Genomic DNA, 12,841 nt, shown 5'->3' with positions numbered 1-12,841 from the left:
GCTCCTAGCTCTCTAACTCGATATCGATGCCCAGCGAGCGGATTTCCTTCACGAGTACGTTGAAGGATTCCGGCATGCCTGCCTGCATGGTGTGGTCGCCATCCACGATGTTTTTATACATCTTGGTGCGGCCTTCGACGTCGTCCGACTTGACGGTGAGCATCTCTTGTAGCGTGTATGCGGCGCCGTAAGCTTCCAACGCCCACACTTCCATCTCACCGAAGCGCTGACCACCGAATTGCGCCTTACCACCCAAGGGCTGCTGGGTAACCAGCGAGTAAGAACCGGTAGAACGCGCATGCATCTTGTCGTCTACCAAGTGGTTAAGCTTCAGCATGTACATGTAGCCAACGGTGACCGGACGGTCAAAAGCGTCACCGGTACGGCCATCGAACAGGGCCATCTGACCCGATTCTGGAATGTCCGCCAGCTTCAACAGGTGCTTGATTTCGTGCTCTTTGGCACCGTCAAACACCGGTGTTGCCATCGGCACACCGCCTTTTAGGTTCTTCGCCAGGGCGATGATTTCGTCGTCGCTCAGGGAGTCAAGGTCTTCAACACGCGTACCTTGCGTATTGTAGATCTGCCCCAGGAAGTCACGAATCTCGGCCACTTGCTGGCCGCGTGCATCGCGCAGCATCGCTTCGATCTTGACGCCCAAGCCACGTGCCGCCATACCCAAGTGAGTCTCAAGGATCTGACCGACGTTCATACGCGACGGTACGCCCAGCGGGTTAAGCACCACGTCAACCGGCTCGCCTTTCTCGTCAAACGGCATGTCTTCGATAGGCATAATCGCTGAGATAACACCTTTGTTACCGTGACGACCAGCCATCTTGTCGCCCGGCTGGATGCGACGCTTAACCGCCATGTAGACTTTGACGATTTTTAGCACGCCCGGTGCGAGATCATCGCCCTGGGTCAGCTTGCGCTTCTTATCTTCAAAGCGCTCGTCCATCTCTTTGCGACGGGTTTCCAGCTGTTCGTCGGCCTGAGCCAGCAGCTCGTTGTAGGACTCATCCTGCAGGCGCAGTTTGAACCACTGCTGACGCGGCAACTCATCCAGGTACGCCTCGTCGAGCACATCACCTTTCTTGAGGTTCGGGCCGCCGTTAACGGCCTGGCCTTCAAGGGTGCGCTTTAGACGCTCGAAGGTGGCATCTTCAGCGATACGATAGGTCTCCTGAAGATCCTTACGTACCTCGTCAAGCTGGGTGCGCTCGATTGACAGGGCGCGTGAATCCTTCTCAACGCCGTCACGGGTAAACACCTGAACGTCGATGACCGTGCCTTTCATGCCGGTGGGGGCACGCAGCGAGGTGTCTTTAACATCAGACGCTTTCTCGCCGAAGATGGCACGTAGCAGCTTCTCTTCGGGCGTCAGCTGGGTTTCACCCTTCGGTGTTACCTTACCGACCAGAATATCCCCGGGGCCAACTTCAGCACCGATGTAAACAACGCCCGCTTCATCCAATTTGGAGAGCGCGGACTCGCCCACATTAGGGATATCAGAGGTAATCTCTTCTGAGCCCAACTTGGTGTCGCGAGACACACAGGTTAGTTCCTGAATGTGGATGGTGGTGAAACGATCTTCTTGAACGACACGCTCGGAGAGCAGGATCGAGTCCTCGAAGTTGTAACCGTTCCAGGGCATGAACGCGATGCGCATGTTCTGACCTAGCGCCAGATCGCCCATATCCACCGACGGGCCGTCAGCGAGAATATCGCCACGTGCCACGTTGTCGCCAGGCCGCACGATGGGGCGCTGGTTCATACAGGTGTTCTGGTTCGAGCGGGTGTACTTGGTCAGGTTGTAGATATCAACACCGGCTTCACCGCCGATAATTTCATCTTCATTAACCCGCACAACAACACGACGCGCATCAACGGAATCAATCACGCCGCCACGATTGGCTACCGCACAGACACCGGAGTCACGGGCAACAAAGCGCTCCATGCCGGTACCTACCAGCGGCTTATCGGCACGCAGGGTCGGTACCGCCTGACGCTGCATGTTCGAACCCATCAAGGCGCGGTTGGCGTCATCGTGCTCCAGGAACGGAATCAATGCCGCTGCAACAGATACAACCTGACGTGGAGATACATCCATCAGCGTCACCTGCTCAGGACGCATGAAGGTCGTTTCACCGCGGTGACGTACCTGAACCAGGTCATCACTGAGCTTGTTGGACTCATCCACCGCTGCTGACGCCTGGGCGATAATGTAGTCGCCCTCTTCAATCGCTGACAGATGCACAATATCGTCAGTCAACTGACGGTCAACCACTTTACGGTACGGCGTCTCAAGGAAGCCGTAGCTGTTAGTGTGGCTGTAAGTCGCCAGGGAGTTGATCAGACCGATGTTCGGGCCTTCCGGCGTTTCGATCGGGCATAGACGCCCGTAGTGCGTGGCGTGAACGTCACGTACTTCGAAGCCAGCGCGCTCACGGGTCAAACCACCGGGGCCGAGTGCAGACACACGACGCTTGTGGGTAACTTCCGAAAGCGGGTTGTTCTGATCCATAAACTGCGAAAGCTGGCTGGAACCGAAGAACTCTTTCACCGCCGCCGCAACCGGCTTGGCGTTGATCAAGTCTTGGGGCATTAGACCTTCACTTTCGGCCATGGAGAGACGCTCTTTGACGGCACGTTCTACACGCACCAGGCCAACGCGGAACTGGTTCTCGGCCATCTCGCCAACACAGCGAATACGGCGGTTACCCAGGTGATCGATATCGTCAACGTCACCGAAGCCGTTACGAATATTGATCAGTTCGCGCAGCACGTCGAGGATGTCTTTGCGATCCAGCACACCGGAGCCCGTGTCGGTATCACGACGCAGGCGACGGTTGAACTTCATGCGGCCAACGCCAGAGAGGTCGTAGCGATCCTCAGAGAAGAACAGGTTGTTAAACAGCGTCTCGGCAGACTCTTTGGTGGGCGGCTCGCCGGGGCGCATCATGCGGTAGATTTCCACCAGGGCTTCAAGCGCGGAGTTCGTCGCGTCCAGCTTCAAGGTGTCGGAAATAAAGGAACCGCAGTCAAGATCGTTAGTGTAGAGCGTTTCCACCAGGGTAATGCCACCCTGAGCCATACGCTCAAGCACTTCAGGCGTGATCTCGGTATTGCAGGGGCAGATCAGCTCGCCGGTCTTAGAATCAATCTGATCTTTGGCCAGGGTTTTGCCGAACAGGTATTCCATCGGCACATCCAGACGCTCAAGGCCGGCTTTTTCAAGCTGACGAATGTGCTTCTGGGTAATCCGACGCCCCTCTTCAACGATCACATTGCCTTCGCCATCCTTGATGTCGAAAGTGGCCGTTTCGCCGCGCAGGCGCGACGGTACCAGCTCCACAGAGAAACCGGATTTCTCAATGTGGAAGACGCTGGTTTCAAAGAACTCGGCGAGGATCTCTTCGGTGTTCATACCCAGCGCACGCATCAATACCGAGGCCGGAAGTTTGCGGCGACGGTCAATACGTACGAAGACGTTGTCTTTGGGGTCAAACTCGAAGTCTAACCAGGAGCCACGATAAGGAATTACGCGAGCTGAGTAGAGCAGCTTGCCGGAAGAGTGGCTCTTGCCTTTATCGTGATCGAAGAACACACCGGGCGAGCGGTGGAGCTGGGACACGATTACCCGCTCAGTACCGTTGATTACAAAGGTACCGTTCTCAGTCATCAGGGGGATTTCCCCCATGTAGACTTCTTGCTCTTTGATATCTTTGATTGCTTTGTTCGAGGAGTCGCGATCATAGATGATCAAGCGAACCTTGACGCGCAGCGGGGCGGAGTAAGTCACGCCGCGCAGCTGGCACTCCTTAACATCGAACGCCGGCGTACCAAAGCGGTAGCTGACATACTCAAGCGCTGCATTGCCGGAGAAGCTCTCAATCGGAAACACGGACTTGAATGCCGCGTGCAGACCGACCTCGTGACGCTCGTCGGGCGAACGATCTTGCTGGAGGAAGTCGTAATAGGAATCAAGCTGGATCGCCAGCAAGTAAGGCACATCCATCACTTGGGGCAGTTTGCCGAAATCCTTGCGGATGCGTTTTTTCTCAGTATATGAGTAAGCCATCTGTATTCCCCAGCTTGTTCACCATGGGTGACCGATGCGTGGTCATCTGCCCTTCGAGCTTCGTCAGACACAGACAGCAAGCTCCTAAATCGGTAGCTCGCCGTCGAAAATCTAGTTCGATAACTCAGTCGTCGATAACACTGTAGTCGATAACACTATCTTCAATAACGCCATCTTCAATAACGCTTTTACGTTTCTGTCGTGGCCACTCTCAATGAGCAGTACTGCTGTCGTTCAATATCACCGAGTGTTCGACACCAGCTACAACAGAAAAAGGCCGGCAGCGGGATATCCCGCCGCCAGCCGTGGAAGCTTACGCAGCGCGTAAAGCCGTCCGCACAAGAATTACTTGAGCTCGACGGTTGCGCCCGCTTCTTCCAGCTTGGCTTTAGCTGCTTCAGCGTCGTCTTTAGACATGCCTTCTTTGATGGTCGCCGGAGCGCCGTCAACAGCACCTTTAGCTTCTTTCAAGCCAAGGCCGGTGATCTCACGAACCGCTTTGATCACGTTAACTTTCTTGTCGCCAGCAGACGTCAGAACAACGTCAAACTCAGTCTGCTCTTCAGCAGCTTCGCCAGCAGCAGCCGGACCAGCCATTACAGCAGCAGCGGCAGAAACGCCGAACTTCTCTTCCATTGCTTCGATCAGCTCGACAACTTCCATTACGGTCATGTCGGCTACAGCATTGATGATATCGTCTTTAGACAGTGCCATTGTTTCATTCCTAACTTTGCGGGAGTCTCGGTCAGCCGAGGACTCAGGATTCATTGCTCGGTTCAGGCAGCGCACTGGTTAAACCATTGACGCCACCTGCAAGAAAACCTGCTTAGGCGGCTTCTTGCTTCTGGTCGCGCAGTGCGGCCAGAGTACGAACCAGCTTGCCAGCGGAGGCTTCTTTCATTACCGACATCAACTTGGCAATTGCTTCGTCGTGAGTCGGTAGGGTTGCCAGACGGTCGATGTCAGCAGCCGGAATCAGCTCACCTTCGTAGGCCAACGCTTTTACTTCGAAGTTCTTGTCCGTTTTAGCAAACTCTTTGAACAGACGAGCGGCAGCGCCCGGATGATCAGTAGAGAAGGCCAACAACGTAGGACCAACGAAGCTATCGTTCAAGCACTCCCACTGAGTGCCCTCGAGAGCGCGGCGAGCCAGCGTGTTACGTACAACACGTAGCTCTACACCATTCTCGCGCGCCTGCTTGCGCAGATCGGTCATTTTACCAACCGTAACGCCGCGAGAATCAGCAACTACGACGGAGAGTGCGCCCTTGGCCGCTTCACTGACCTCGGCAACAATCGCTTTCTTGCCTTCAAGTGCTAGTGGCACAGTGATCACTCCTTCGTGCCGGAACCCAAGAAGGTTCCGGTGGTTACCATCTCTCCCCACTCTGCTGTGCAAAAAACGCTGCAAAGTGGGAAGCCTTGGGGATGGTGCTCACCAGAAAGCCGTTTAAAGCTAAACCAACTGGCGGCCACACCATCTGCGCAGGCGCTTCTGAGGCAATTAAGCCGCGCTGGTGAGTACGAAAAAAGTACTGATCAAGCGCGGCACCTGCGGTCTTTGACGATGCCCCGGCCAGTGATAGCCACCAAACGGGGGACCGCAAAGTTCTTGCTCGGTTCCTACAAAAAAACCAACGATGACTCGCTTACGCGAAAGCAGAGTGATCGATTGTCAAACCCGGGCCCATGGTAGTAGACAGGGTCATTTTTTTGAAGTAAATGCCTTTAGACGAGCTCGGCTTGAGGCGCTTCAGGTCAGCAACCAGTGCTTCCAGGTTGCCGTTAATCGCTGAGGCGTCAAAATCCACTTTACCCAGGGTAGTGTGGATGATGCCGTTCTTGTCAGTACGGAAACGCACCTGACCCGCTTTGGCATTTTTAACCGCCGTCGCCACGTCAGGCGTTACGGTGCCAACTTTCGGGTTAGGCATTAGGCCGCGGGGGCCTAGAATTTGACCTAGTTGACCTACAACGCGCATAGCATCGGGCGAAGCAATAACGACGTCAAAATCCATCACGCCTTTTTTCACTTGCTCAGCCAAGTCGTCCATACCCACGATGTCGGCGCCAGCTTCTTTAGCGGCATCGGCATTAGCACCCTGAGTGAAGACAGCAACGCGTACATCTTTACCGGTACCGTTAGGCATAACAGTAGCGCCACGCACCACCTGGTCAGATTTACGCGGATCAACGCCCAGGTTGATGGCGACATCAACGGACTCTTTGAATTTAACAGTCGACAGCTCAGCGAGCAGTGCTACCGCTTCTTCAATAGAGTAGGCTTTGGTAGTGTCTACTTTTTCGCGAATAATTTTCGCACGCTTAGACAGTTTAGCCATGATCAGAGACCCTCCACGTTTAGGCCCATGCTGCGAGCACTGCCAGCAATGGTGCGTACAGCGGCATCGAGATTCGCAGCCGTCAAGTCAGGCTCTTTGGCCTTGGCGATCTCTTCAAGCTGTTCACGCGTTACGGTGCCGACCTTCTTCTTGTTCGGCTCACCAGAACCGGACTTGATGCCAGCGGCTTTTTTCAGCAGCACGGCAGCAGGCGGCGTTTTGGTAACGAACGTGAAGCTACGGTCAGAGTAGACAGTGATCACGACTGGCGTCGGCAGGCCCGGCTCAATTTCTTGAGTCGCGGCGTTGAACGCCTTACAGAATTCCATGATGTTCACGCCGTGCTGACCCAGCGCTGGGCCTACCGGCGGACTTGGATTGGCTTTACCTGCAGCTACCTGCAGTTTGATATAAGCCTGTACTTTCTTGGCCATCTTTAATACTCCAGTTGGGTAATAGCGCCCGAAGGCTCCCCGGTACCAGTGAAACGGCTGACTAGCCATCCCACACGAATTAAAACCTACCGCTTACGAACTAATTACTACTAACTATCTACTACTCACCCGTTACTCTTTCTCAACCTGAGAAAATTCTAACTCAACAGGCGTAGAGCGCCCAAAAATCAGCACACTGACATGCAGACGACTCTTTTCATAATTCACTTCTTCGACGACGCCGTTGAAATCAGCAAAAGGCCCATCGACAACGCGAACCGACTGACCCGGCTCAAACATCGTTTTGGGCCGCGGCTTATCGGTACCGTCTTTAACGCGCATCAGAATTGCATCTGCTTCGCGTGACGTAATCGGCGCTGGTTTCTCTTTTGTACCACCGATAAAGCCCATAACACGCGGCGTCTCATTGACGAGGTGCCATGTTTCGTCGGCCATCTCCATCTCGACCAATACGTAGCCGGGATAAAACTTGCGCTCGCTCTTGCGCCGCTTGCCGTCACGCATTTCAACGACTTCTTCAGTCGGCACCAGAATCTCGCCAAAGCGATCTTCCATACCGTACATTTTCACACGCTCGATCAACGAGCGCATGACATGCTTCTCAAAGCCAGAATAAGCGTGAACGACGTACCAACGTTTGGACATGAAAGCTCCTAACCAATGACGCCGGACATCGCCCAGCCAAGAAGAGTGTCGATCAACCACAGCATTAGCCCGACCACCAGAACAGCCACCAGCACAATGGCGGTGGTCTGAATGGTCTCGGGACGGGTCGGCCATACAACGCGCTGAATCTCTTTCTTGGCGCTTCTGGCAAGCTCTACTAAATCACGCCCTTTGGTAGTGGTCAGCGCAATCAAACCCGCAATCACACACAACAGCACTACGCCAAGTACGCGGTAGAGCAGGCCAATATCGGCGAAATAGGTATTACCAACAACAGCAACGACAAGCAGCGCTACGACCGCCGCCCACTTGAGCCCGTCATGGCGCGTCTGTTGCACCTCGGCGCCATGTTTTACAGAACCAGGCTTCATAAAAACGAGACTCCTCAGGGTGCGGCGAACGATAAAAGAATTTTGGAAAAAGACATACCAACCTGGGGAAGGTTGGCAGGCCAGGAGGGAATCGAACCCCCAACCTGCGGTTTTGGAGACCGCTGCTCTGCCAATTGAGCTACTGGCCTGTATCGTCGTACTGACTTTCTACTTTCTTGCTTCTTTCTACTTCTTACTCCTGCCAATAAGCGTCTTTTCGACCGCCTATACAACAGCGGGCGCCATGGTAGCGGAGAATCCCACACCTGACAACCCCTTCTTTACGCTTAAGCGTCACAAAAAACCACCTAAACGCAGAGACAAAAAAAGCGAGCTTCGCTCGCTTGATCTGCAATATGGAGCTCATGGACGGAATTGAACCGTCGACCTCACCCTTACCAAGGGTGTGCTCTACCCCTGAGCTACATGAGCCAAACACAACAACTGGAGCGGGCGGCGGGAATCGAACCCGCACCATCAGCTTGGAAGGCTGAGGTTCTACCATTGAACTACGCCCGCAGAACCTGTCTCAGAATGACGATCCGCTGCGCGCCGCCTTATAACTTCAACTCACAGGAAACAATAAGTAGAAAAGCTATAAAGTGTAGACAATGCCCGCTACCGGCTTTTCATTCAGCAGCACCGATACTATCGTTGCCACTTAATTTTGGTGGAGAGGGAAGGATTCGAACCTTCGAAGCTTTCGCGGCAGATTTACAGTCTGCTCCCTTTGGCCACTCGGGAACCTCTCCAACTGTGGCGGCACATTATGCCAGCCTTCAAAACAGTGTCAAGCTAGATATTACTTAATTTATCGTAGCTTGCGATGCCGTGGCACCTTCTGCCTGTCTTGGAACGCGCTGCATTCTGTCAAAGCAGCATGGAGAATGCAAGTCCTGCGCGAATCTTTTCTAGCGCTACCGGCTCAGGCACCCTTGGCGCGCCTGACATTTTACCCGCACGCTCGGCGAAGGTCATCGGAAAGCACGCCTCTAAGCCGCCATAGACCATGTCCGGCCACACGGCATGGGGCACTTGCACACCTCTTGAGACAACCCGCGCATCGCCCCCTGTTAACAGCATTGGCAGCGCCACACCTTCTTGATCACACACTTCACTATAAATGCGATTAATGGCACTGACAGCGGCCATATAAATACCGTGGTTAACCGCATCAACGGTTCGCCGCCCTGGCTCCAGCAGCTCATCGGCCTCGCTTTCAGGGTCGATGGCCACATTGCGTGTACCAAGCTTCAAACTCTCTTTCATCAAACGAAGCCCGGGGATAATAAAGCCACCCAGGTGCTGGCCGCCTGGCAGTACAAAGTCGATCGTTATCGCGCTGCCGCAATCCACCGCACAACAACCGCCCGCTAACTGATAGCCCGCCAGCGCCCCCATCCAGCGATCCACACCCAGGCGACCCGGCTCTTCATAGCCGTTAATCACACCTAGCGCCTCGTGGGTGGAGTGCGCCACATGGACATGGCGCACCCGGCGGCGCAGCAAGGCGACCGTTTCTTCCAGTACGGCTGCCCTGGCAACGCTGGATATCCGCACCGCCTCGACCACGTCAAGATCGGGAATATCCGCCCCTGGGCGCCACTCTTCACGGGTCCACACTGCTCCCCGGGAACGTATCTCGCTGCTCTCGGCATCCTTGAGCCGCCATTTGGACAGCGTGTTGCCGATATCAAGATCCAGAATCATAAACGCCTGCGCACGCTGATCTCACCGCCGGCTAGGCGTCGCGAGTGACCATTTTCGGTAACCCAGAGGTTACCACTCTCATCCACTTCTCCGGCGACGGCATCGCTGATCTGCTCTCCCTGAATCACCCGAATCGGCAGTCCTGCATAGGCGTGGCGTTCATTCCAGGCATCACGCCAGGCGCCAAAACCATCTTGCTCAAAGGTAGCTAACATGGCCAACAGACCTGCCACCTCCTCTGAAGCCAACTGATTGCGCGAGATGTCCGGTAGTCGCTCGAAAAGCGCTGCTACGGGTTGGTCGATAGCGGCTCTTTGCGCTTCGGGCAGCCAGAGGTTCATACCAATACCGATAACCACCTCGCAGGGGCCTGCCGCATCCCCAGTTACTTCGATAAGAATACCGGCCAGCTTGCCTAACTCATCGTCAGGCTCATCCCCCTGCTCAGAGAGCAGGATATCGTTTGGCCATTTAAGCTTTGGCGCCACACCGTGCCGCTCAAGCACTTGGGCCACGACAACGCCCACCGCCAAACTCAAGCCTTCCAGCACGGCGATACCTGACTCAAAGCGCCAGCCCAGCGAGAGCATGAGACTCTGCCCCCAGGGCGTCGACCAGACGCGCCCGCGGCGACCACGCCCCGCTGTCTGCAGCTCAACCAAGCACACTTCACCATGCCCTGCGCCCTGCTCAAAACGTTGGCGCAGATACTCATTGCTGGAGGGTAACTGATCTTCAACAAACAGCCGTGCAAGGTGGTGACGCGCCTGAGCGGGCAACTGTTCAACGATTTTAGCGCCCTCCAAGGGCTCCAAGCGTTGCGCCAGTTGATAGCCACGGCCCTTCACCGCGACAATTTCCACCCCAAGTGCTTCCAGTTTTTTTAACTGTTTCCACACCGCCGCACGAGAAATACCCAGCGTTTCACCCAGTTGCTCGCCAGAGTGAACCTCGCCATCGCTTAACAAACGCATCAGGTTGCCGATGGTCATGCTCCTGCCCCAGTGGGAAAAGCGCTAGTCTAGCGGATGCTGGATCATGGCGAAAACATTCCTAGACGAAGGTTGATATGGGAGGCAGTAATATCAGCGAAGCCTTCGACATGGTAGAATGGCTATTGGACGCAAGCCCTGAGCCAAGATGGTCGGCAAATTGCCAGCCCTTGCGACCCGCATTTTCCGACCCGTGGACGAACGGGTGTTCACAAGAGTTCTCTCTCAGCATGCAAAACCAGCAAAACTCCAGCGCGGTTAATAACCTGCGCAACGTCGCGATCATAGCCCACGTTGACCATGGTAAAACCACACTGGTCGACAAACTCCTGAGCCAGTCCGGCACCCTTGACCGTAAAGCAGAAGGTCAAGAGCGCATCATGGACTCAAACGATCAGGAAAAAGAGCGTGGCATTACCATTTTGGCCAAGAATACGGCCATTCAATGGCAAGATAGCCAAGGTAACGGCTACCACATCAACATCGTGGATACGCCTGGGCACGCCGATTTCGGCGGCGAGGTTGAACGCGTCATGTCGATGGTCGATTCGGTGCTACTGCTAGTAGACGCCGTTGATGGTCCGATGCCGCAAACCCGCTTTGTGACTCAAAAGGCCTTCGCCCAAGGCCTGCGGCCGATCGTGGTGGTCAACAAAATTGACCGTCCTGGCGCTCGCCCTGACTGGGTTATCGACCAGATTTTTGATCTGTTCGACAATCTCGGGGCTTCTGACGAACAGCTCGATTTCCCGATCATCTACTGCTCTGCCCTAAACGGCATTGCCGGTATGGATCCTGAAGAGCTGGCAGACAACATGGATCCCATGTTCCAGGCCATCGTCGATATCGTTGAACCGCCCAAGGTTGAACTTGACGGCCCTTTCCAGATGCAGATCTCCGCGCTGGATTACAACAGCTACGTGGGCGTTATCGGCCTGGGTCGCATCAAGCGTGGCGCGGTGAAACCGAACCAGCAGGTGTCGATCATCGGCGTTGACGGCAATGTGCGTAAGGGCAAAATCGGTCAGGTCATGACCCATATGGGCCTTGAGCGCGTGCAGACCAACGAAGCCACCGCGGGCGACATCGTCTGTGTTACCGGCATCGACGATCTGTCGATTTCGGATACGCTATGCGATCCGGCCAAGGTCGAAGCGCTGCCGCCACTGTCCGTCGACGAACCGACCGTTTCAATGACCTTCCAGGTCAACGATTCACCGTTCGCCGGTAAAGACGGTAAGTTTGTGACCAGCCGCAACATCAAGGATCGCCTTGATCAAGAGCTGATTCACAACGTGGCCCTGCGCGTTGAGCAGGGCGAAACCCCTGAGAAGTTCAAGGTTTCTGGCCGTGGCGAGCTGCACCTCTCGGTGCTGATCGAAACCATGCGCCGTGAAGGCTTTGAGCTGGCCGTAGGCCGCCCTGAAGTCATCATCAAAGAGATCGACGGTGAGAAGCAGGAGCCCTACGAAGAGGTCATCATCGACTGTGAAGAGCAGCACCAAGGCTCGATCATGGAAGAGCTGGGCTACCGTAAAGGTGAGATGACCAACATGCTGCCGGACGGTAAAGGACGGGTTCGCCTGGACTTCATCATTCCTGCCCGCGGCTTGATCGGTTTCCGTGGCCAGTTTCTGACCCTGACTTCGGGCACCGGCATCCTGACCAGCCGCTTTGATCACTACGGCCCGCTGAAGCCTGAAGCCTCTATCGAGCGTCGCAACGGCGTGTTGGTTTCGATGGTCGACGGTAAAGCCCTTGCCTATGCGCTGTATGCGCTGCAAGAGCGCGGCAAGCTGATTATCGATCACGCCACGGAAGTTTACGAAGGCATGCTGATCGGTATCAACAACCGCGCTAACGACATGGTGGTTAACCCCACCAAAGGCAAGAAGCTCGACAACATGCGCTCCACCGGTAACGATGAAAACATCGTCTTAACCCCGCCGGTTAAGTTCTCCCTGGAGCAGGCCATCGAGTTCCTCGACTCTGACGAGCTCGTCGAAGTCACGCCGGCGCACATCCGCCTGCGCAAAAAGCTGCTGAAAGAAACCGAGCGTAAGCGTTACAGCAAGAAGTAATCCGTTCCAAGCAGTCAGTACCCAAAAACCCGCGAAAGCGGGTTTTTTTATGCCTCGTTGCCACACTTCATGACCGCTCAATAGCTGCCAAGATACTTCCCTAAACGCAGCCTAAACGCTAATACGCTGGAAAGGTGCCGCGT

The 12,841-nt window shown here is 55.1% G+C and carries 11 protein-coding genes and 4 tRNA genes; 1 reads left to right on the top strand and 14 read right to left on the bottom strand.

The window, feature by feature from the left end:
* Nucleotides 1-4: 4 nt before the first annotated feature.
* The 14 genes from rpoB to K7H09_RS16205 all read right to left on the bottom strand — a co-directional run bounded on the left by rpoB (nt 5) and on the right by K7H09_RS16205 (nt 10,617).
* On the bottom strand, nt 5-4,081 hold the full coding sequence (rpoB, locus tag K7H09_RS16270) for a DNA-directed RNA polymerase subunit beta (protein WP_230805195.1): 4,077 nt from the start codon (nt 4,079-4,081) through the stop codon (nt 5-7).
* Between the two features lie 345 nt (nt 4,082-4,426).
* Nucleotides 4,427-4,795, bottom strand: coding sequence for a 50S ribosomal protein L7/L12 (gene rplL, locus K7H09_RS16265; RefSeq protein WP_088702070.1), 369 nt, complete (start codon nt 4,793-4,795; stop codon nt 4,427-4,429).
* A 112-nt stretch (nt 4,796-4,907) separates the two neighbouring features.
* The gene (rplJ, locus tag K7H09_RS16260) at nt 4,908-5,408 is read right to left on the bottom strand and encodes a 50S ribosomal protein L10 (RefSeq protein ID WP_088702069.1); all 501 of its coding nucleotides are present in this window, start codon (nt 5,406-5,408) and stop codon (nt 4,908-4,910) included.
* Nucleotides 5,409-5,451: 43 nt separating this feature from the next.
* On the bottom strand, nt 5,452-5,688 hold the full coding sequence (locus K7H09_RS16255) for a hypothetical protein (protein ID WP_230805194.1): 237 nt from the start codon (nt 5,686-5,688) through the stop codon (nt 5,452-5,454).
* A 42-nt stretch (nt 5,689-5,730) separates the two neighbouring features.
* Nucleotides 5,731-6,423, bottom strand: coding sequence for a 50S ribosomal protein L1 (rplA, locus tag K7H09_RS16250; protein ID WP_088702068.1), 693 nt, complete (start codon nt 6,421-6,423; stop codon nt 5,731-5,733).
* 2 nt (nt 6,424-6,425) lie between these two features.
* Complete coding sequence (rplK, locus tag K7H09_RS16245) at nt 6,426-6,857, bottom strand: 50S ribosomal protein L11 (protein ID WP_027958795.1); 432 nt, start codon at nt 6,855-6,857, stop codon at nt 6,426-6,428.
* A gap of 132 nt (nt 6,858-6,989) precedes the next feature.
* Nucleotides 6,990-7,523 (bottom strand): transcription termination/antitermination protein NusG, encoded by a 534-nt coding sequence (gene nusG, locus K7H09_RS16240; protein ID WP_113269843.1) that lies wholly within the window; start codon nt 7,521-7,523, stop codon nt 6,990-6,992.
* An 8-nt stretch (nt 7,524-7,531) separates the two neighbouring features.
* Nucleotides 7,532-7,915 carry a preprotein translocase subunit SecE gene (gene secE / locus K7H09_RS16235; RefSeq protein WP_230805193.1) on the bottom strand — a complete coding sequence of 128 codons (384 nt, stop codon included), beginning with the start codon at nt 7,913-7,915 and terminating at the stop codon, nt 7,532-7,534.
* A gap of 73 nt (nt 7,916-7,988) precedes the next feature.
* A tRNA-Trp gene (locus K7H09_RS16230) sits at nt 7,989-8,064 on the bottom strand.
* 208 nt (nt 8,065-8,272) lie between these two features.
* Nucleotides 8,273-8,347, bottom strand: a tRNA-Thr gene (locus tag K7H09_RS16225).
* Nucleotides 8,348-8,360: 13 nt separating this feature from the next.
* Nucleotides 8,361-8,434 (bottom strand) — tRNA-Gly (locus K7H09_RS16220).
* 149 nt (nt 8,435-8,583) lie between these two features.
* A tRNA-Tyr gene (locus tag K7H09_RS16215) sits at nt 8,584-8,667 on the bottom strand.
* A gap of 118 nt (nt 8,668-8,785) precedes the next feature.
* Nucleotides 8,786-9,625, bottom strand: coding sequence for a type III pantothenate kinase (locus K7H09_RS16210; RefSeq protein ID WP_230805191.1), 840 nt, complete (start codon nt 9,623-9,625; stop codon nt 8,786-8,788).
* Nucleotides 9,622-10,617: a biotin--[acetyl-CoA-carboxylase] ligase gene (locus K7H09_RS16205; protein ID WP_230805189.1), complete on the bottom strand. Its 996-nt coding sequence runs from the start codon at nt 10,615-10,617 to the stop codon at nt 9,622-9,624. The genes K7H09_RS16210 and K7H09_RS16205 overlap by 4 nt, the downstream gene beginning before the upstream one ends.
* A 230-nt stretch (nt 10,618-10,847) precedes the next feature.
* Here K7H09_RS16205 and typA point away from each other — a divergent pair, with 230 nt between their 5' ends.
* Complete coding sequence (gene typA, locus K7H09_RS16200; RefSeq protein ID WP_180090420.1) at nt 10,848-12,698, top strand: translational GTPase TypA; 1,851 nt, start codon at nt 10,848-10,850, stop codon at nt 12,696-12,698.
* Nucleotides 12,699-12,841 lie beyond the last annotated feature (143 nt).

This window comes from Halomonas sp. IOP_14 (assembly GCF_021021315.1).
In the GTDB taxonomy this organism is placed as follows: domain Bacteria; phylum Pseudomonadota; class Gammaproteobacteria; order Pseudomonadales; family Halomonadaceae; genus Vreelandella; species Vreelandella titanicae.
The sequence above is the reverse complement of the archived record's forward strand: the minus strand, read 5'-3'. Positions and strand labels throughout refer to the sequence as shown.